The organism is Curtobacterium sp. MCBA15_007, from assembly GCF_001864905.1.
Taxonomy (GTDB): domain Bacteria; phylum Actinomycetota; class Actinomycetes; order Actinomycetales; family Microbacteriaceae; genus Curtobacterium; species Curtobacterium poinsettiae.
Genome location: NZ_MJGM01000013.1, coordinates 852 through 20,925, shown reverse-complemented (window position 1 = coordinate 20,925; position 20,074 = coordinate 852). Strand labels below are relative to the sequence as shown.

The window sequence follows — 20,074 nt, the reverse complement described above, 5'->3', positions numbered from 1 at the left end:
CGGCACACGAAGAAGGCCCCGGTCCTGTTGGACCGGGGCCTTCATGTGACGCTTGGTTGCGGGGGCAGGATTTGAACCTACGACCTCTGGGTTATGAGCCCAGCGAGCTACCGAACTGCTCCACCCCGCGGCACGTTTAGAAGCCTACACGGGGCCGTGGCGGGACACAAATCGAGTGCCCCGCCACGGTGTGTCAGTTGTCGTTCTCGGCTGCTGTCGCTGCCTCGATCGCGTCCTGGAGGCGCTGGTCGGCTTCCGCCGCAGCGACCAGGTCGTTGTCGGCGTAGGCCTCCTGGCGGTCCTGCAGGGCCGCCTTGGCCTCGGACAGCGCCTTCTGCAGCGCGTCGTTGTCGGTCGAGCCGGAGCCCGTCGAACCACCGGTCGAACCCTCGCCCGACCCGGACGAACCCGAACCGGAGCCCGCGTCCGAGCCGGATCCGCTGCCGGAACCGGAACCAGAACCGGACCCGCTGCCGCTGCCGCTCGCACCGGAGTCACCCGCTGCGGCGCCCGAGTCACCACCGAACAGCGAGTTCAGGGCCTCGTCGAGGGTGTCCTCGAACGCGATCTTGTCACCGAAGGCCACCAGGACCTTCTGCAACAGCGGGTAGGAACCACTCGAGGTCGACTGGACGTAGACGGGCTGGACGTAGAGGAACCCACCACCGACCGGGAGCGTGAGCAGGTTGCCCTGCTTCACGGTCGAGTTGCCGCGCTTCAGGATGTTCAGCTCCTGCGACACGTTCGAGTCACCGTTGAACAGGCTCTGCACCTGTCCGGGCCCTGGGATGTTGTCGGTCTTCGGCATCGTCAACAGCGTGAGCTTGCCGTAGCCCGACCCCTTCTCGCCCTTGCCGGCACCACCTGCATCGGAGTTCACCGCCAGGTAGCCGGTCAACACGTTGCGGTTGTTCGCGCCCGCGGTCTGCTGTGGGATGTACGTCGTGTACAGCGAGTAGGCGGTCCCCTGCCCCGGCACCTTCATGGTCAGGTAGTACGGGTCCTGCAGGTTCGCGCGGTTGGCCGTCGTCGTGGTCTGCGCCCCGAGCGCGTTCGTCGACGTCGCCGCGGTGTCGGCGTCACTGTCCGACGTCGCCGTGCTCGTCGGTTCCTGCGGGGTGTTCCACGCGTCGTCACCCGAGTAGAACGAGTTGGCGTTGGTCACGTGGTACGTGCCGAGGATCGAGCGCTGCACCTTGAACAGGTCGGTCGGGTACCGCACGTGGTCGAGGAGTTCGGCGCTCATGCTCGACACCGGCTTCATCGACGTCGGGAAGATCTTCTGCCACGTCTTCAGGACCGGGTCCTTCGTGTCCCACGTGTACAGGGTCACCTTGCCCGTGTAGGCGTCGACCGTGGCCTTGACCGAGTTCCGGATGTAGTTCACCTGGTCGGTGCGGTACGTCGAAGACTCGGCACCCGCGATGCTGTCCGACAGGCTCTGGCTCTGCGAGTACGGGTAGGCGTCGCTCGTGGTGTAGCCGTCCACGACCCACTGGATGCGGTGGTCGACGATCGCCGGGTAGGCGTCGCTGTCGACGGTCAGGTACGGCGCCGCCTTCTGCACGCGGGTGATCGGGTCGCGGTCGTAGAGGATCTGCGAGTCCTTGTTCACCGCGTTCGAGAGCAGGATCTGCTCCGACTGGAACTTCGCGGCGTAGACGAGCCGGTTGAAGAAGTTGCCGAGGCTCGGCCCGCCGTTCCCGGCGTACGTGGTGGTGGCGTTGCCGCCGTTGTCGTCGTCGGAGCCGGACGGGTAGTCGAGCTCGACGTTCTTCGTGCCCTTCGGCGCACCGACGATCGAGTACGGCGGCGAGGTCTCACCGAAGTACACGCGCTGCTGGAAGTCGCCCAGCGCACCGTTCGACGGGATGCCGGACTCGAGGAACACCGGCTTGCCGTCACTCGCGCGCTGGTTGCCGTAGGCCGCGGTGACGCCGTACCCGTGGGTGTAGACGAACGCCCGGTTGTACTGGGTGTTCGCGGCCGAGCTGAGGCCGTCGAGGTCGATGTCGCGGACCGCGATCACGGTGTCCTCGGTCTCGCCCTTGACGTCGTAGCGGTCGACGTCGAGCTCCTTCGGGAACTGGTAGTACTGCCGGTACTGCTGCAGCTGGCTGAACGTGTCGGAGACGATCTTCGGGTCGATCAGGCGGATGTTGGCCGTCGTCTGGGCGTCCTGCGCCAGTGCGCCCGAGCTCGCCTCGGTCGTGGCGTCGTAGTTCTGCTCCTCGACACCGGCGACCCCGTACGCGTCACGGGTGGCCTTGATGTTCCGCTCGATGTAGGCGGACTCGAACGTCCGCTCCGAGGGCTTCACCTGCAGCCGCTGGACGACCCACGGGTAGATGCCGCCGATCACGATCGCGGCGACGAGCAGCAGGCCGGTGCCGACGATCGAGATGCGCCAGCGGCCGATGACCGCCGTCAGGATGAAGAGCAGCGCGACGATCGCTGCGATGCCGGCCATGATCTCGCGACCCGGGATCACCGCGTTGACATCGGTGTACTGGGCACCGGTGATGAGCGAGTTCGACTTCGTCAGCGCCGCGTACTGGTCGAGCCAGAGGCTGACCGCCTGCAGCGCGATGTAGAGCGCCGCAGTGACCGCGAGCTGGATGCGCGCAGCGCGGGAGATCCGGACCTCACGACCACCGAAGCGGAGCGCGCCGTAGAGGTAGCTCGCGGCGAGCGCGGCGAGTCCGGCGATCAGGACGACGGCCGACGAGTAGGCCACGATCGAGCGCCAGAAGGGCAGCTCGAACACGTAGAACCCGATGTCCAGGCCGAACTGCGGGTCGGTCTTGCCGAACGGCGTCCGGTTGAAGTACTCGAGGACCATGCTCCAGCGGCCGGCCGTCGAGAGCCCCGCGAAGATGCCGAGCACCACGGGGATGCCGATCATGACGGCGCGTCGCAGCGGCTCGATGACCTGCTGGTAGCGGTCGAGCTGCGAGTTGAGCTTCGCGTAGACCGGACGGAACCGGAACGCGAGCGCGATGCTCACGAAGACCGGGACCGCCATGCCGAGGAAGCCGGCCACGAACATCAGCGTGCCGGCGATCCACCGGGTCGTGAGGACCTGCTGGAATCCGAGCTGCGCGAACCACGCGTAGTCGGTGTACAGGCTGGCGAAGATGAAGAAGGCGATCACCAGTGCGGCCAGCACGATGATCGTGACCACGATCGGGACCCGCGGCGAGCGCCGCCCCGAGGTGGACGAGGTTGTCGTCACTTGATGTGCTCCAGACGTGTCGGACCGGCGGGCCCGGCTCGCGGCGGGCCGTCAGTGACACTGATCCTATGGGACCGGACCGGGCGTGAAGCTGTACGGGGGCTCAGGGACGGGTCAGGAACCACAGCGGGCGAGCTTGGCGGTGCTCTTGCCGTCGGCGATCGTCTGCAGGTCGGTGACCGCCTGGTCGAGGGTTGCCACGCTGTAGACGTCGAGCCCGTCCGGCACGTGCCCGACGACCTCGTCGCAGTTGTCCGCGGGGGCCAGGAAGACCGTCGCACCCGCGTCGGCCGCCCCGTAGAGCTTCTGGCGGATGCCGCCGATGGGACCGACCTCGCCGTCGGCGGTGATCGTTCCGGTACCCGCGACGTGCTTGCCGCCGTTGAGCTTGCCCGGCGTGATCTCGTCGATGATCCCGAGCGCGAACATCATGCCGGCGGACGGCCCGCCCACGTCCTGCAGCCGGATAGACACCTTGAACGGGAAGTCGTAGCGCTCGGTGACGCCGACGCCGAGCAACGCCGTGCCCTGCTCGCTGCGGGGCGTGACCCGGAGCTCCTTCGTCGCGCCGCCCCGCTCGACGGTGACGGTCGCGGGTCGCGAGGTGCCGTGCTGCGCGACGGCTTCGCGCAGGCTCGTGGCGTCGGCGTTGGTCGTGAGCGACTTGCCGTCGAACGCCGTGATCACGTCACCCTTCTCGATCGCACCGTCCGCTGCCGAGCCCTCCTGCACGGCGCTGACCTCGAGCTCGGTCGGCAGGTCGTTCCCCTGCTGGATGAGCGCGGCTGCGACGGCCGACTGCTGCGACGCCTGCATGTCCGCGGAGTCACGCTCGTTGACCTGCTCGGTGGTGGTGCCGCTCGGGTAGATCGCCTCGACCGGGATCACCGCCTGCGACCGGGTGAAGATCGCGCGGATGACGCTGGTCCACGACGGGCGGTTCGTCGCGTCGCCCTGGATGCCGACGGTGAGCATGTCGAGGGCACCCGCCGTCGGGTACGTCTCGTGCCCGGAGACCTGGATGAGCTTGACGTCCTTCGCGTCCTTGCCGGTGCCCTGCTGCTGCGTGCCGATGGTGTTGTAGACCGGTCCGGGCACCTCGATGAGGTACGGACTGGGCAGCAGGCTCGCCAGCAGGCCCAGCACGACGGCGCCGATCAGGAACGCCCACCCGACCCTCCGGGCACGCGAGCGACGACGGGGCGCGGGGGCGAAGAGGGTCACGCGGGGTCCTTCCAGATGGGCACCCGCGCCTGGCGGCAGGGTGGTCGCCCACGCCTGGCAGCGGGGCTGTTCGCCCTGGGCGCAGCACTTCGGGCGTTCCCACGGGGGCATCCCAGGTGCGGCCCCGTGAGCAGCGATTAGCGTAGTCGGCATGCCTGATGAACCACAGCCGGGGCCGGACGACGACTTCCAGGAGATGCTGCGCAAGCTGCTCTCGGGCGAGGGGCAGATCGACCCGTCGCAGCTCGCCGGTGCCGCCGGTCTGCCGAACGACCCGGCCTCCGTGGCGAACCTGATGAGCCAGCTCCAGCGCGCCGCGCAGTCCGGCGGCGACGGCATCGACTTCTCGGCCACCGCCGAACGTGCAACCGCCATCGCCCGCGACGGCGGCCACGCAGTCGACCCGGCCACCTCGCAGGCGGCCGACCAGGCGTTCCAGGTCGCCGCACTGTGGCTCGACGAGGTGACGACGGTCGCCGAACTGACCGCAGCCCCGAGCCTCTACACGCGTGAGCAGTGGGCGAAGGCCACCACCCCGGTGTGGACGCAGATCGCCGAGCCCGTCGCCTTCAGCATCGCCGACGCCCTGACCGAGGCGATCGACCAGCGTGCGCCCGAGCAGCTCAAGGCGATGCTCGGGGACGTCTCGAAGGCGATGCGCGGCATCGGCGGAGCACTCTTCGCGATCCAGCTCGGCCAGGTCGTCGGGCAGCTCTCAAAGGAGGTCGTGTCCGGCGGCGACGTCGGCGTGCCGCTCCTCGACGAGCAGGTCGCCGCGCTCCTGCCGCAGAACGTCGCCGAGTTCGCCGAGGGCCTCGACGTCTCCGAGGACGAGGTCCGCATCTACCTCGCCGTCCGCGAACTCGCGCACGCCCGGCTCTTCCGGTCGGCACGGTGGCTCCGGCTGCACATCATCTCGTCGATCACGGACTACGCGCGGGGCATCCACATCCCGTTCGACCGCGTCGAGGAGCTCGCGGCCGACATCGACCCGACCAACCAGGAGCAGCTGCGCGACGCACTCGCCTCGGGTGCCCTCATCCCGCCGCGCACTGCCGAGCAGGACGCCGCACTCGCGCGGCTCGAGACGATGCTCGCGCTGGTCGAGGGCTGGGTGGACACGGTGACCGCCGCGGCGACCGTCCGTCTCCCCAAGGCCGGAGCGATTGCGGAGATGGTGCGACGTCGTCGGGCCGCCGGTGGCCCGGCCGAGTCGGCGTTCGCCACGCTGGTCGGCCTGGAGCTGCGTCCGCGCCGTCTGCGCGAGGCCGCGGCGATGTGGCAGCGGGTGACCGACGAGCTCGGTGCCGAACAGCGCGATGCCCTGTGGGCACACTTCGACCTCGTGCCGACCTCGGACGACGTCGACGCGCCCGACGCCCTCGTCGCACGGCTGCGGAACCCGTCACAGACCGACGAGGACGACGCGTTCGACAAGGCACTCGAAGACCTGCTGAACGACTCGACCGGGGCACGCCCGCACGAGGACGAGTCCGGCCACGTGGCCGACGACCCCGAGGGCGGATCGGGCGACGGTCCAGGGGACCACACGGGCGACCAGCCCCGCTGAGTTCTCCACAGATCCGCTCCGTGACCCCACGCGTGCCGCCCACTCCGGCACCGTGGGGTCATGGGCATCCGCATCGATCCGACACTCGAGTTCGTCTGGCGTGACCCCGCCACGGTCCAGCTCGGGGTCGATCCCCCGCGTGCCGTCGTCGCCGTGCCCACCACCGGGGAAGAGCGGTTCCTCAACGGCCTCCGGCGCGAGACCGGGCACGACGTGCTGTCCGGCCTCGCGGTGGCGTCGGGCTGCTCCCCGGAACGTGCGGCCGGGGTGCTCGGCGCAGCGTCGCCCGCAGTGGTCGAGGTCCTGCCCGAGCCGCTCGAACGCATCGAGGTGCACGGCCCCGGCACGCTCGCCGACACCGTGGCGACGTTCCTGACCGGCGAGGGCGTGACGGTCAGCCGAACCACCGCCCCGGCCGGGGGTCCCATCACGCTGCCTGACCCGGAACCCCGGCTCGCGGTGGTGGTGGCCGACCACGTGGTCGACCCGGCGCTCCGTGCCGCGTGGACCCGTCGTGGCGTGCCGCACCTGGCGGTCGTGGTGGGGGACGGCCGGGTCCGCCTCGGGCCGTTCGTCGTGCCGGGAGCCGGACCCTGCCTGCAGTGCGCGGAGTACGCACGCGTCGACGACGACCCGGCCTGGCCGGCCATCGCGGCCCAGGTCTGGGGTCGGCACCCGGCGCCGCTGTCGCCGTGGCGGTCGGCGGCGGTGGCCGCAGCCACGGCACGGATGCTGCTGGAACGGCTCCCGCTCCGGACGCAACGTGCCGAGCCCGACCAGGTCGTCTTCGAGCGGGACGACCTGTCCGTCAGCCGTTCCCCGGTCCGGCCCCATCCGCGATGTGCGTGCCGAGCGCTGCCAGGAACCGACTCGGAGCCCGGGCTCCCCCACGCGTGGACCCCTGTTGCGACCACGTGATCGTGACGGATCGGCGGGCGCGGGTCAGCCCGACGTAGAACAGCCGTCGTTCCTCGTCCACCTCGGTGTCGGTCGACGCGTGCGAGATGGGCAGCAGCCCCTCGGCGGCGCCGGCGATGACCACGTGCGGCCACTCCAGACCCTTCGACGAGTGCAGCGTCGCGAGCGTGACGGCGTCGACCTCGGGTTCGTGGTGCGTCGCCGCGCGATCGACCAGGTCCTGGGTGAACTGCTGCATCGTCGTGCCCGCGGGGGCGTCCTCGGCCAGGCCCATGATGGCCTGCAGCGCCTCCCACTGCTCACGCACTGCGCCCGTGCCCTCGGGCGGCGTCTCCGTCCACCCGCTGACCTGCAGCACGAGCCGGACCCGTCGGGTCAGCTCGTCGTCGGTCTGCCGGATCGCCTCGCCGCGCATGTGGTGGACGGCGAGCTTGACCTCCGGGCGGTTGAAGAACCGCGTGCCGCCCTGCACCCGGTACGGGATCCCGTTCCGGCCGAGGGCGGACTCGAGCGCGGCCGACTGCGCCCCGACGCGGAAGAGCACGGCGCAGTCCCCGAAGGACGCGCCGGCCCCGACGAGCTCCGCGATCCGGCGGGCGATGGTCTGCGCCTCGTCACCGTCGTGGACGCAGGCCAGCACGACCGGGTCCGGGCCCGGTTCCTGGCTCTGGGCCACCAGGTCGAGCGCCCCGGGCTGACCGCGCATCAGCGTGTTCGCAGCGGACACCACCTCGCGCGTGGAGCGGTAGTTGCGTTCGAGGCGCAGGACCGATCCGCGCGGGAACTCCGACCCGAACCCGAGCAGGTAGTCGCTCGACGCCCCGGCGAACGAGTAGATGGTCTGACTGGCGTCGCCGACGACGCACAGGTCGTCGCGCCCGCCGAGCCAGGCGCGCAGCAGGTCGTGCTGCACCGGCGAGACGTCCTGGTACTCGTCGACGACGAAGAACCGGTACTGCTGCCGCACGTACGACGCCACACGGGGCTCGGACTCGACCATGCCGAGGGTCGCCAGCAGGACGTCCTCGAAGTCGAGCTGCCGCCGGTCGTCCTTCAGCCGCTCGTACGCCTTCATCAGGTCGATGACCCGGCGCGGCGTGGTGTCGCGCGGCATCACCCGGTCAGCGGCGGCGGCCTCATACTCGTCGAGCGAGAGCATCTGCACCTTGCGCCACTCGACCTCGGCGGCCAGGTCGCGGAGCACCGGGGTGTCGACGTGCATGCCGACCGTGTCGGCGGCGTGCGCGATCATCCGCCCCTTGGACTCGACGATCTTGGGGGCGTGCCCGCCGACGGTGTCCGGCCAGAAGTAGCTGAGCTGCGCCATCGCTGCGGCGTGGAAGGTGCGTGCCTGCACCGTCCCGGCACCGAGCGCGCGCAGTCGCGACCGCAGCTCACCAGCGGCACGGCTCGTGAACGTCAGCGCGAGGACGTGGTTCGGGGCGTAGGTCCCCGTGGCGACCCCGTAGGCGATGCGGTGCGTGATCGCACGCGTCTTGCCCGTCCCGGCACCGGCCAGCACCGCGACCGGTCCGAGCAGTGTCCGGGCGACCGTCCGCTGCTCGGTGTCGAGCGCGGCGAGCAGTTCGTCGGGCGACGGCGGCCGGGGTTCGACAGCCCCTGCGCCGGCTGTGCCGCGCGGACCGGCGACGCTCACGGCAGGTCCAGCGGCCCGCCGTACCACTCCTCGATGATGGCGCGGGCGATCGAGGTGCGTCCGGGCAGCAGCAGGGTGTCCCCGGCGCGCTCGCGGATCTCGTCGCGCGAGAACCACCGCACGTCCAGGATCTCCACACCGTCGGGGCGGGCGGTCGTCGGGTCACCGCCCGCTGCACGCGCACGGAAGCCCACCATCAGCGACGCGGGGAACGGCCACGGCTGCGAGCCGAGGTACTCGGGCTCCTCGACGCGGACGCCGGATTCCTCCCAGACCTCGCGGCGGACGGCGTCCTCGAGCGACTCCCCCGGCTCGACGAACCCGGCGAGGAGCGAGTACCGGTCGGCGTCCCACGCGGCGTTCGAACCGAGCAGGATCCGGTCGTCGGCGTCGACCACCCCGACGATGATCGCCGCGTCGGTTCGTGGGAACAGGTCGTGCCCCTCCGGGTCGCGACGGACCCATCCACCGCTCACGACGGCGGTGGGCGATCCGGTGCGCGGGGAGAAGCCGTGCACTGCGTGCCAGTTGGCCATCGCGACGGCTTCGACCGCCAGTCCCTGGTCGCGCGGCGAGAGCTCGGTGCCGAACATCCGGAGGCTCTGCCAGGCGTCGTCGTCGGGTTCGATGGCGGTTGCCGTCGCGCTGTCGATCAGCGCAGCGACGAAACGGGTCCCCGCCGCGGCGTCCGGGGCGTCCGAGACAGCTCGGCCGAGGTACAGGGTGACGGTCTCGACCGGGATCTGGGCCGCGGTCACGAAGCGCAGGGTCCCGTCCGTGTTCCGGAGCATCTCGGCGCCGCGGACCGGCAGGTACCGGGTGCGCTCGTCCTGGCGCAGGACGCGCTCGATGTCGTCGGTCGTGCGGAACTCGGCGTCGCGGTCGAGTTCGTTGCGGGAGAGCGGGAGCCGGGCGGCGAACTCGACGGTCACGGCGGGGGAGCTCCTCGGATCGGGTGCGGACGTGCAGGAGACGTGCGGTGGGCGTGCGGGCCGCCGAACAGCGTGGCGTGCAGCCGTGCACGCGTCACGCGCCTACCCTGAGGGGCATGGCGGGATCCCAGTTCACTCTAGCCGCGTTGGCGACGACGGCCGTTCCAGGTCTCCTCGTCACGGGCACGCGCACGCTCGGCTCGGCCGCGGCCGGCGACTACGAGTCGGCGCTCCTCCGCGACGCCGACGGCACCGAGATCGTCATCCGCCGCCCCCGGAACCAGCGCGCCGAGGCCCGCCAGTCGGCCGACCTCGTCGCCATCCGGGCGCTGAGCGCCGGGATCCGGACCCGCCTGCCGTTCGGCGTCGTCGAGTACCGCGGCCAGGCACCGATCGGATCGACGCGCGCCATCGTCACGACACGGTTGAGCGGGACCCACCCGACGCTCGCGTCACTCGTCGAGCGCCCCGACCTCGCCACCAGCGTCGGCCGTGCCGTCGCCGCGATCCACCAGCTGCCGACGAGCTTCGTCTCCGACGCGGGCCTGCCCTCGCTCACGCCGTTCGAGGTGCTCCGGTCCGCCGTCTCGGTGATGGACCGTGCCGTCGCGACCAAGCTCGTCCCCGCCGCGCTCGTCGAGCGTTGGGAGGGCGCCGCACGCGACCAACAGCTCTGGCAGTTCACGCCGACCGTCGTGCACGGCTCGCTCGGCACCGGCGCCCTGCTCGTCGACGGTGACGCGGTCACGGGGATCCTCGACTGGGGCGAGCTGCGGCTCGGCGACCCGGCCAAGGACCTCGCCTGGGTGCTCGCCGGCCGTCGCGACGCGTTCGACACCGTCCTCAGTGCCTACGAAGCGAACGGCGGCGGTCGCGACCGCCAGCTCGCACAGCGTGCACGTGTGCACCACGAGCTCGAGACAGCGCACTGGCTGCTGCACGGCGTCCAGGCGAAGAGCACCGAGGTCGTCGACGACGCCGTCGCGATGATGCACCGCCTGGTCGACGCTGTGCACGCCCCGAGTGCGGAGCCGCTGCAGTCCGTGTCGCCGGAGACGATGGAGATCGGCGAGGTGGAGCAGCTGTTGTCCTCCACCGAGCGTCGCCACGGCTGACCCCGGATCGCGCCGCCGCACGTCGGTCACGACTCCCCGCTCGGTTCCGCGGGGCGGTCACAGATCGTCGGCTGCGTCGCGTCCATCCGACGGTCTGTGACCGCTCGCTGCGCCGAAGGCGGGGTGTCGTGACCGGTTCCGGTCGTCGGCTCGCGTCCGGGACGCGACCGTCTGGAGGCCCGGTGCCGGTCCGGCGGACCGGCACCGGGCCTCCAGGGCGGAGTACGACCGGCGGAGCACGACCGGCGGAGCACGACCGGGCGGAGCACGACCGGCACAGCGCGCTGCAGGCGCAGGGCGGCGACACGGCAGGTGCGGTTCTTCCGGCACGTCCCGTCAGGCGCGTCCCGCGGCGGGCGCCGCGCGCGACACGGCAGGCTCGGCAGGTCCGGCGCGGCCCGCGCCGGACGCACCGCGGGCGGTCGCGCGCGCCTTCCGCCCGCCGCGGGACGTCAGCTGCCGATGGCCTCGGACCACGCGCGCTCCAGGCCGGCGCGGTCCAGCAGCTCGGACGGACGGACCTCGAGGTCGTCGGCGACGAAGTAGAACACCGCGTCGACCTTGTCGAGCGGCCGTCCGGTGAACTCGGCGTACGCGACGCGGTACAACGCGAGCTGCAGGGTGCGACGAGCCAGGTCGTCTGCCCCCGAGGGAGCCTTGCCCGTCTTCCAGTCGACGACCTCGGCACGCCCGTCGATCTCGTAGACGGCGTCGAGCTTGCACACGACGCTGTGCCCGAGGAACGGGATGTGGATCTCGCGTTCGACCTCGATCGGTGTCAGCCCGGCCCACCGTGAGCGGGCGAACGTCGCCTGGAAGTCCGCGAGTCGGCGGGCGTCGTCGGCGGTGACCACGGCGTCCGGCGATGCGTCGACGAGGTCGTCGGCGTCGAGGTCGAGCTCGCCGTCCCAGACGTCGAGGGTCTCGAGCCCGCCACCGCTCCGCGCCCGCTGCTCCACCCACTGGTGGAAGAGCGTGCCGAGACGGGTGGCACGGTACGGTCGCTCGGGCATCGGCCGGCGGAGCCGCTCGGCCACGGAGTCGGGTTCGGTCAGGTAGTCCTTGAAGCCCGACGCCGGGACGCGGTGCGGGACGGCGACCGCGTGCTTCGCGTTCCGGGTGGCGTGCCGTTCGGCGAGCAGCAGGTCGATGTCGGCGGCGAAGCGCCCGGCGGCTCCGGGGTTCGCGTTCCGCACCCGCTCGGCCGCAGCCAGGACCCGCGGCGCCCGCTGCCCGAACGGCACGTGCGGCCAGGTCTGGGTCGCGCCGCTCTCCCCCATCGGGTTCTCGTCGTGCACCGTCGTCTCCGGGATCGCCGCGCCGTCGACGACGTCGGCGTCCACCAGGTCGCGCAGGTAGCGGCTCGGTTCGGTGGGTCGGACCCCGCCGGCCCAGAACGAGCCGGACACCAGCAGGTCGTGCTTGGCGCGGGTCAGGGCGACGTAGGTGAGCCGGCGTTCCTCGTCCTCGTTGCGGGCCTTCACCTGTTCCTTGAAGGCGTCGATCGCCGTGGTGACGTCCTTCTGGGTCTCCTGTCCGCGCCAGGCGAGCCGGGGCAGCTCCGCGGCGTCCCCGCGGAACTCGTACGGCAAACGGCCGAACCCGAGCCAGCCGGACGAGCCCTCCTGCGGACGCGCGGGCAGACCGCCCTCCACCATCCGGGGCACCGCGACGGCGTCCCACTCGAGCCCCTTGGACCCGTGGATCGTCAGGATCTGCACGGTGCCGGCCTCGGGCTCCTCGGAACGCGGGCCCATGTCGTCACGCCGGGCTGCGGCGTCGATCCAGCCGAGGAACGAGCCGAGGTCGGCGCGGTCGTCGGTCGACACGAAGCCGGCGAGCTCGTCGATGAAGGCGTCGAGGTACGCGCCGCTGCCCTGTTCGTGCGCGGCGACCTCGATGTCGAGTCGCATCTCCTGCACGACGAGCGTCACGAAGTCGACCAGGTCACTCCCCGCGCGTGAGCGGAGCATCGCGAGCTGCCCGCCGAGCGCGCGCATCCGGCTGCGACCGGCGGCGGTGATGCCCTCGAGCGCACCGTGCTCGTCGGGCGCGGTCGCGACGAAGTCGAGCGCGTCGACGATCGACCCGTGCTCCCCTGCGGCGACCGAGGCCCGGAACGCCGCGGTCAGGTCGTCGTCGAGACGCTGCTGGGTGTGGTCGCGCTGGAACAGCCACCGGGCGAGCTGGTGCAGGGCGACGATGTCCGCCGCCCCGACCCGCCACCGCGAGCCCGCGAGCAGCCGGATCAGGTCGTTGCCGGCCGCCGGGTCGTGCAGCACGCGCAGGCATGCCACCAGGTCGACGATCTCCGGGCGCTGGAGCAGTCCTCCGGTCCCGAGCACGTGGTACGGCACCCCGCGGGCACCGAGCGCCGCTGTGAACGCCGCGAGGTCCTTCCGGGCCCGCAGCAGCAGCGCCATCGAGCCCGCCGGGGCCCGCCGGCGGTGGTCCTGGAACCACGCCGCGACCTCGTCGGCCTCTTCCGGCAGGGTCTCGGGGAACACCACCCGCACGGTGCCGGCGTCGGCGCCCGGTCGTGGCGAGAGCCGTTCGACGTCGACCTCGGACGCCTCGGACAGCGGCGCCACGATCGCGTTCGCCCCCGCGAGCACGTCGACCGGGTTCCGCCAGCTCGTCGACAGCGCGAAGGTCACCGGCTCGGCCACGCCGGGTTCGTCGCCCCCGAAGTCGTGCGGGAACCGGGCGAGGTTCGCCGCACTCGCCCCACGGAACCCGTAGATCGACTGGTGTGGGTCGCCGACCGCCATCACCGAGTGCCCGCGGAACAGCCGGGCGAGGAACCGGGTCTGCACCACCGAGGTGTCCTGGTACTCGTCGAGGAGCACCACGCCGTACCGGCTCCGCAGGTCGTCGACGACGCGCGGTGCCGACTCGGCCGCAGCGAGCGCCAGGGCGATCTGGTCGGAGAACTCCACGAACCCGCGGTCGACCTTCTGTCGACGGAACTCGGCGACCAGGTCGGCGAGGGGTTCGAGGGCGCCGATGGCGGCGACCGCGTCGGTGATCGCCTTGTACGGCTTGCCCCGGTTGCCGGGGAGTTCGAGCAGCTCGGAGAACTCGATGGCGAACCGGCGCAGGTCTTCTGGTTCGACGAGGTGTTCGGAGGTGGCGCCGGCGAGCGCGACCACGGCGGCGGTCAGGGTGTCGACGTCGCGGTCGAGTCCGGCGAGCCGGTCGTCGCGGGCGGCCACCACGACCCGACGGGCGAGCTGCCAGGCCGAGGGTTCGGTCAGCACCTGGGACTCGCCGTCGCGGCCGACGAGCAGGGCGTTCTCGCGGAAGACCGCGTTCGCGAAGGCGTTGTACGTCGAGACGGTGGGCGCTTCGAAGGCGTCCCCCGGGGTGATCAGCCCGACGTCCTCGAGCGCGCGGATGCGGTCGTTGATGCGGACCGACAGTTCGCCGGCGGCCTTGCGGGTGAAGGTCAGGCCGAGGACCTCGTCGGGGCGGACGAGCCCGTTGGCCAGCAGCCAGACCACGCGCGAGGCCATCGTCTCGGTCTTCCCGCTGCCCGCTCCGGCGACGACCAGCGCAGGCACGAGCGGCGACTCGATGACGGCGCGCTGCTGGGCGGTGGGACGGGGGCGGCCCAGCGCGTCGGCGATGGCGTCGGCACCGTGCCGGATGACGGGCGGCGCAGCAGCAGCAGCAGCCGTGTCGGTCGTCTCGGTCGGGTCGCTCACCAGGTCACCTCCGCCACCACGTGGATCCGGCACTCGGCCCCGGTCCGGGCCTTCTCGCAGTGGTCGTCCACGTTCGCCACGAACGTCCGGCCGGCCATGCCCCGCGCCACACCGTGCAGGCGCTCGCGGTACGCCTCGCGCGCCTCGGCGTCGAACGCGTGCTGCGTCCGCTCCGAGAAGGCGTGGCCACCGCGGGGGTTCTGGACGAAGACCAGCCGCGCATCGGTCATCGGGGAGCCGGCGGGTACACCGTCGACCGCGCCGTCCTCGACCGCGAGTTGGTAGGCACCGAGCTGCGGGTGTTCCGGCATGTCGTTCTTCTCGCTGGGCATCGAGCGGCCGGTCTTCAGGTCGACGACGCTGACACGGCCGTCGGGGTCGACCTCGATGCGGTCGATGCTCCCCCGGATGCGTGCTGGACCGGTCACGAGCGCGAACGAGGTCTCGGCGCCGAGCAACTGGCGCCCGGCGCTGGCGAAGGTGCGGAGGTAGTCGCTCAGTCCCTCGATCATCCGCCGCGTCCGCGCGCGCTCGCGGTCGGCGACCCAGGGCGACTCGAACGTGAGCTCATCCCACCGTGACTCGACCCGCTCCCACAGCGACTCGACGTCGATCTCGGTGGCGTGCTCCATCGCTTCGTGCACGATGGTGCCGATGCCCATCGCCGGGCTCGGGGCACCGCCACCGAAGGTCTGCGCGAACCAGTGCACCGGGCACTCCTCGAAGGTGCCGATCCGTGACGGCGACACCGACACGGCCGGCGCGACGGGCTCCCCGCCCTCGACCTCGGGCACGGGCTCGGCGTCGAGGTCGACCAGGGGTTCGTCGGTGGTCGGCTCGGCGAGTCCGTACCACTCGTCCGGAGCCGCCCCGGGTACCTCTGCCTCGGCCAGGCGGGCCAACGCGGACGCGGCCTCGTGGTCGCCGGAGCCCACCACCCGTCGGCGCAGCGACCCGGCGAGCCCGCGCAGCGACAGTGGATGAACGGTCGGCTGGCGGTCCGGCGGGACCGGGACGAGACGGACGAAGGGCGACGGTGACTCGTCGTCGTTCGCGACGGTGCCGATGACGACCTGCGTGGTCGCGCGGGACACCGCCCGGGCGAAGAGTCGGAGTTCGTCGGCGACGACGGCGGCGCGGTCGTCGATGGGCGAACGCTCGACACCGGCGGCCGCGCGCACCAGGCCGTCCGGGTCGAGCAGGCTGCCGCGCACCCGGGTGTTCGGCCAGACACCGTCCTGCAGGCCGAGCACCACGACCACGTCGCACTCGAGTCCGATCGTCGCCGAGGGGGTCAGCACCCGCACACGGCCGGCGGTCCGGTCGGGGCCGATCGAGTCCTCGGGCAGGTCGGCACCGAGCAGGTCGTCGACGAAGACCCGCGCGGGGGCGTCCGGCGTGCGCTCGACGAAGCGCTTGGCGGCGGTGAACAGGCCGACGACGGCGTCCAGGTGGCGGTCGGCCTCCCCCGCACCCACACCACCGGCGGCGGACTGGGCACCCCACGACTTCGCGAGGCCACTGCGTTCCCAGAGCCCCCAGAGGATCTCCTCGATGCTCGACCCCGCATCGGCGTCGGCACGCGCCTGTACCAGGCTCCGGGCAAGTCGGGTCGCACGCCGCGCGAACCCGGCGTCGACCGTCGCCAGTCGCTCCGGTGCGCCCAGCGCCTCGACCAGCAGTTCGTCGGCGGTGCGGCTGCCGTCGCCCGCGAGCTCCTCGCGCCGCAGTGCGAGCCGGAGTCTGCGCATCGCCAGGGTGTCGAGGCCGCCGAGGGGACCCGTGGCGAACGCGGTGGCCAGGGCGGCGTCGAGCGGCAGGACGTCGAGCGCCACCGCAGCCGCGTCGAGCAGCGCCCGCGCCGCGGAGTCGTCGCGCGGACGGACGGGCGCCGCGCCGGCGGTCGCCGGGACCTCGGCCACGGAGAGCGCCCGAACGAGTTCCGGGATGGCAGCGCCGCTCCGGGTGACCACGGCCATCCGGTGCCACGGCACGCCGTCCAGCAGGCGGTGTTCGCGGAGTCGACGAGCGATCGCGACCACGAGGGCGGACCGGCTGGCAGCTTCGAGGTGGACGACGGCGTCGGACCGCGCGTCCTGGTGGCTCGCCGCGGCGCTTCTCTGTCGCCCGGCCGCCGCGGTGCCGATGCGGCCCGTGACGCCGGAGACCAGGGCGCGGATCGGCGCGGGGTGCCGGTGGACGGCACCGAGGAACAGCTCGTCGACGCGGTCCACCCCGAGTCGCACGGCGAGCCGTCCGAGCACGTCCGGTTCGGCGCCGCGGAACGCCGAGGCAGCGATGTCCGGGTCGCCGAACGCGACGATCTGCACCCCGGAACGCGCGAGGGCTCCGAGCAGGGCGATCTCGCCCTCCACCAGTTCTTGCGTGTCGTCGACGACGACCAGCCGCAGGGCGGCGATGCTCGCGGGGAGCTCGTGCCGCAGCACCGCGGCGGTGGCGTACGCCACGAGCTCGCCGGAGTCGAGTCCGGTCGGCCGGAACGCGGTGACCGAGGCGCGGTAGTCGTCGACGAAGTCACCCACGGCGTGCCACTCGGGTCGACCGAGCTCGTCGCCGAGTTCGCGCATGTCGTCGGGCTCGACACCAGCGGCGACAGCGCGCATCATCACGTCGCGGAGTGCGGTGCGGAACCCGGCGCGTTCACGGACGACCGCGGTGATCGGGTCGGGCCAGGCCGGACCGGCTGCGTCGAGTTCGTGCCCGGCGAGCAGGTCGGCGATGATCCGGTCCTGCTCGCCACCGGTCAGCAGCGTCGGGGGTTCCTGCCCCTGCACCGCCGCCGCGTGCGTGACGATCTGGAACGCCAGGGAGTTCACGGTGCGTGCGAGGGCCCCGGGAACGACCCGGTCGACCGTCCGCGCCAGTCGGTCGCGCAGCGCCGTCGCCGCTGTGCGTGCAGAGGTCAGTGCCAGGACCGTCGCGTGCCCGTCCGGGGTGATCGCATCGGGGCGGTTCAGGCGGTCGGCGACCAGGCGAGCGAGCGTGGTCGTCTTGCCGCTGCCCGGGGCGCCGATCACCGCACCGTGGCGGCCGTCCGGCAAGGCGAGCACCGCAGCCTGCGAGGGGTCGTCGACCAGTGCGCGCGCGAACCCGGTGTCTTCGGGAGCGGGCATCAGCGTGGTCTGCGGCACGCTCGTACGGTACCGAGGACCGCCGACAGCACCGCCCCGGACGCGCGGGGCACCGGTCGTCCGACCGCCCGAGTGCGCCCGCGGCGAACGGCCGATGCCGCACGGGACCGCTCGGATACGCTGTGCTCGTGGACATCAAGATCGGCATCATCAACAGCCCGCGCGAGATCGCGTTCGAGACCGCCCAGACCGCGGACGAGGTCGAGAAGGCCGTGTCCGAGGCGCTCACCGCGAAGTCGACGCACCTGTCGCTGCAGGACGACAAGGGCCGTCGCTTCATCGTCCCCGTCTCGGCCCTGGCGTACGTCGAGGTCGGCGCGGAAGAGGCACGGCGCATCGGCTTCGTCGCCTGACGACGTGGAACTGCTCTTCGCCGTCCTCGGCGGCATCATCATCGGCGCGGTCGCGCATGTGATCCTGCCGTGGCGGTCGAACCGCGGCGTGCTCGTCGGCCCCGCTGCCGGCGGCATCGCCGCAGCCGTCCTGTGGGAAGCGCTGACCTGGGCCGGGTGGCGGTACGACGGCACCTGGATCTGGGTCGTGGCCCTCGTGGGGGCCGGCGTGGTCGCAGTCGTGGTCGAGTGGCTCCTCGGAGCCCGGCGCGACAAGGGCGACGCCGCGTACTACGAGCAGCTCAAGACGCGCGGCGCCTGACACTCGGGCAAGCCCGACACCCGAGCAAGCCAACGATCGAGCAAGCGTGACGCTCGAGCAAGCGTGAAGCTCGAGCGGGCCTGCCGCTCAAGCCGTCAGGCCGAGCGCGTCCATCCGTCGGGTGTGCGCGGCGATGAGCTCGGTCCAGACCGGCTCCAGTCGCTCCTGGTCCTCACGGGCGTGCGACGCCAGGGCGGACCGGGCGACGAGCAGGGTGTCGCCCACCAGACGCCGTCCCCACATCGCCAGGCGCGATCCGATCCGCGGGTCGTCCTCGATGTGGGCAGTGAGCTCCTCGACGACCGCCGCTTCCTCGCGCGCGTCGAACACCGAACGCAGCCGCTGCCGCACGTCGATCGGCAGCGAGCGGAGCAGGTTGCCGAACAGGTCGTTCAGGATGCCTGCCGTCACGTAGCCGGTGAGCATCGACTCGTACCAGTCGGCACCGCTCGTCCGTTCGAGGAACAGGTCGATCGCCTCGCGGTGCGGTGCCATCAGCGCCGCCGGGTCCCCGCCGGTGCGCTCGATCTCGGCCACGATTGTGCGGTGCCGCTCGAGCGCCGTGGTCGCGAGCACCCCGGTGACCAGACGGCCGGAGAGCGTCGGTGCCGAAGCACCGGCTCGTCCCATCGTCTCGTAGACGGAGAGCTGCAGGTAGGCGGCCTGCCCCAGGTAGACATCGAGCTCCGGGGTGACGTCGTCGAGCGCGAGCCGCTTGACCTGTGCTGCTCCGCGCGGGTTCCGCGACGCGAGCCATGCGGCAGCGAGCTGCGCCGCGCGCTTCCGGTTCCACCACGACACCACCCGACCAGCATAGAGGGCACCCGCCGGTCACCCGCCCGACGCCCAGCGGCGCCCGCAGGGCGCCCGCCCCGACGTCCAGCGGCACCCGCCGGGCGCCCGGCCCGACGCCCAGCGGCACCCCGGAGTGCCCCGGACCACGCGCCCGTCGGTAGACTGGCCCGGACTTCCACCAGAACTAAGGTGATTCTTTGACTTTCTCAGACCTCAACATCGACCAGGACATCGTCGATGCACTGGCCGGCAAGGGCATCATCGAGCCCTTCCCGATCCAGGAACAGACCATCCCGCTCGGCCTGACCGGCCAGGACATCATCGGCCAGGCCAAGACGGGTACCGGCAAGACCCTCGGGTTCGGCCTGCCGCTGATCCAGCGACTCGGTGCCGACCCGGCCCACGGTGTGAAGGCGCTCGTCGTCGTCCCGACCCGTGAACTCGCGGTCCAGGTCACCGAGGACCTCGAGCTCGCGGCGTCCAACCGCCCGACCACGGTCGTCTCGATCTACGGCGGCAAGGCCTACGAAGGCCAGGTCGAACAGCTCAAGGCCGGCGCCCAGATCGTCGTCGGCACGCCCGGGCGACTCATCGACCTGCAGCGGCAGCGTCTGCTCGACCTCTCCCACGTGCAAGAGGTCGTGCTCGACGAGGCCGACCGCATGCTCGACCTCGGGTTCCTGTCGGACATCGAGCGGATCTTCCAGGCGGTCCCCGAGGTGCGGCACACGATGCTGTTCTCGGCGACGATGCCCGCGCCGATCGTCGCGCTCGCCCGCCGCTTCATGAGCCGTCCGGTGCACATCCGGGCGACCGACCCGGACGAGGGCCTCATGCAGGCCAACATCAAGCACCTCATCTACCGTGCGCACTCGCTGGACAAGGACGAGGTCATCGCCCGCATCCTGCAGGCCGAGGGTCGCGGCAAGACCGTGATCTTCACGCGCACGAAGCGTGCCGCGGCGAAGCTGGTCGAGGAGCTCAAGGACCGCGGGTTCAACGCGGCAGCGGTGCACGGTGACCTCAACCAGGAGCAGCGCGAGCGCGCCATGGCGGCGTTCAAGGCCGGCAAGCGCGACGTGCTCATCGCCACCGACGTCGCCGCCCGCGGCATC

The 20,074-nt window shown here is 71.8% G+C and carries 13 protein-coding genes and 1 tRNA gene; 6 read left to right on the top strand and 8 right to left on the bottom strand.

The genetic code is table 11. The annotated features are described in order from the left end of the window. Positions 1-53 precede the first annotated feature (53 nt). From BIU95_RS07060 to BIU95_RS07050, 3 genes are all read right to left on the bottom strand, one after another. Positions 54-130, bottom strand: a tRNA-Met gene (locus BIU95_RS07060). Between the two features lie 63 nt (positions 131-193). Further along, positions 194-3,235: a UPF0182 family protein gene (locus tag BIU95_RS07055; protein WP_254783306.1), complete on the bottom strand. Its 3,042-nt coding sequence runs from the start codon at positions 3,233-3,235 to the stop codon at positions 194-196. Positions 3,236-3,349: 114 nt separating this feature from the next. After that, positions 3,350-4,459: a PDZ domain-containing protein gene (locus BIU95_RS07050; protein WP_017887031.1), complete on the bottom strand. Its 1,110-nt coding sequence runs from the start codon at positions 4,457-4,459 to the stop codon at positions 3,350-3,352. A gap of 151 nt (positions 4,460-4,610) precedes the next feature. Between BIU95_RS07050 and BIU95_RS07045 the strand changes: the two genes are divergently transcribed. Beyond that, entirely contained in the window at positions 4,611-6,029 is a 1,419-nt protein-coding gene (locus BIU95_RS07045; RefSeq protein ID WP_031259664.1) for a zinc-dependent metalloprotease, read from the top strand. Positions 6,030-6,089: 60 nt separating this feature from the next. After that, positions 6,090-6,947 carry a TOMM precursor leader peptide-binding protein gene (locus tag BIU95_RS07040; RefSeq protein ID WP_056072986.1) on the top strand — a complete coding sequence of 286 codons (858 nt, stop codon included), beginning with the start codon at positions 6,090-6,092 and terminating at the stop codon, positions 6,945-6,947. On the opposite strand, the gene BIU95_RS07035 is transcribed toward BIU95_RS07040, so the two are convergent. Together BIU95_RS07035 and nudC are read right to left on the bottom strand one after the other, a co-directional pair. Then, positions 6,838-8,604 carry an ATP-dependent helicase gene (locus BIU95_RS07035; RefSeq protein WP_017887034.1) on the bottom strand — a complete coding sequence of 589 codons (1,767 nt, stop codon included), beginning with the start codon at positions 8,602-8,604 and terminating at the stop codon, positions 6,838-6,840. The genes BIU95_RS07040 and BIU95_RS07035 overlap by 110 nt on opposite strands. Further along, positions 8,601-9,536, bottom strand: coding sequence for an NAD(+) diphosphatase (nudC, locus tag BIU95_RS07030; protein ID WP_071251156.1), 936 nt, complete (start codon positions 9,534-9,536; stop codon positions 8,601-8,603). Before nudC ends, BIU95_RS07035 begins: the two co-directional genes overlap by 4 nt. Positions 9,537-9,652: 116 nt before the next feature. Between nudC and BIU95_RS07025 the strand changes: the two genes are divergently transcribed. Further along, positions 9,653-10,651, top strand: a complete 999-nt coding sequence (locus BIU95_RS07025) for a phosphotransferase (protein ID WP_071251153.1) — start codon at positions 9,653-9,655, stop codon at positions 10,649-10,651. A gap of 452 nt (positions 10,652-11,103) precedes the next feature. Here BIU95_RS07025 and BIU95_RS07020 read toward each other — a convergent pair whose 3' ends face one another. Next, positions 11,104-14,358, bottom strand: coding sequence for an ATP-dependent DNA helicase (locus BIU95_RS07020; RefSeq protein ID WP_071251151.1), 3,255 nt, complete (start codon positions 14,356-14,358; stop codon positions 11,104-11,106). Next, positions 14,355-17,510, bottom strand: a complete 3,156-nt coding sequence (locus tag BIU95_RS07015) for a UrvD/REP family ATP-dependent DNA helicase (protein ID WP_083389283.1) — start codon at positions 17,508-17,510, stop codon at positions 14,355-14,357. The genes BIU95_RS07020 and BIU95_RS07015 overlap by 4 nt, the downstream gene beginning before the upstream one ends. 128 nt (positions 17,511-17,638) lie before the next feature. On the opposite strand from BIU95_RS07015, the gene BIU95_RS07010 reads away from it, so the two are divergent. Further along, the gene (locus BIU95_RS07010; RefSeq protein ID WP_031259670.1) at positions 17,639-17,863 is read left to right on the top strand and encodes a DUF3107 domain-containing protein; all 225 of its coding nucleotides are present in this window, start codon (positions 17,639-17,641) and stop codon (positions 17,861-17,863) included. Positions 17,864-17,867: 4 nt separating this feature from the next. Continuing rightward, complete coding sequence (locus tag BIU95_RS07005; RefSeq protein ID WP_071251150.1) at positions 17,868-18,164, top strand: hypothetical protein; 297 nt, start codon at positions 17,868-17,870, stop codon at positions 18,162-18,164. An 87-nt stretch (positions 18,165-18,251) separates the two neighbouring features. On the opposite strand, the gene BIU95_RS07000 is transcribed toward BIU95_RS07005, so the two are convergent. Then, positions 18,252-18,965, bottom strand: a complete 714-nt coding sequence (locus BIU95_RS07000) for a ferritin-like fold-containing protein (protein WP_254783304.1) — start codon at positions 18,963-18,965, stop codon at positions 18,252-18,254. A 191-nt stretch (positions 18,966-19,156) separates the two neighbouring features. Here BIU95_RS07000 and BIU95_RS06995 point away from each other — a divergent pair. Next, positions 19,157-20,074, top strand: a 918-nt coding sequence (locus BIU95_RS06995; RefSeq protein WP_139179690.1) for a DEAD/DEAH box helicase, incomplete at its 3' end; no start/stop codon positions are given.

What these genes read in the sequence shown, in the direction of transcription:
- BIU95_RS07045 (WP_031259664.1), top strand. Translation starts at nt 4,611, where the DNA reads ATGCCTGATGAACCACAGCCGGGGCCGGACGACGACTTCCAGGAGATG.
- BIU95_RS07040 (WP_056072986.1), top strand. Translation starts at nt 6,090, where the DNA reads ATGGGCATCCGCATCGATCCGACACTCGAGTTCGTCTGGCGTGACCCC.
- BIU95_RS07025 (WP_071251153.1), top strand. Translation starts at nt 9,653, where the DNA reads ATGGCGGGATCCCAGTTCACTCTAGCCGCGTTGGCGACGACGGCCGTT.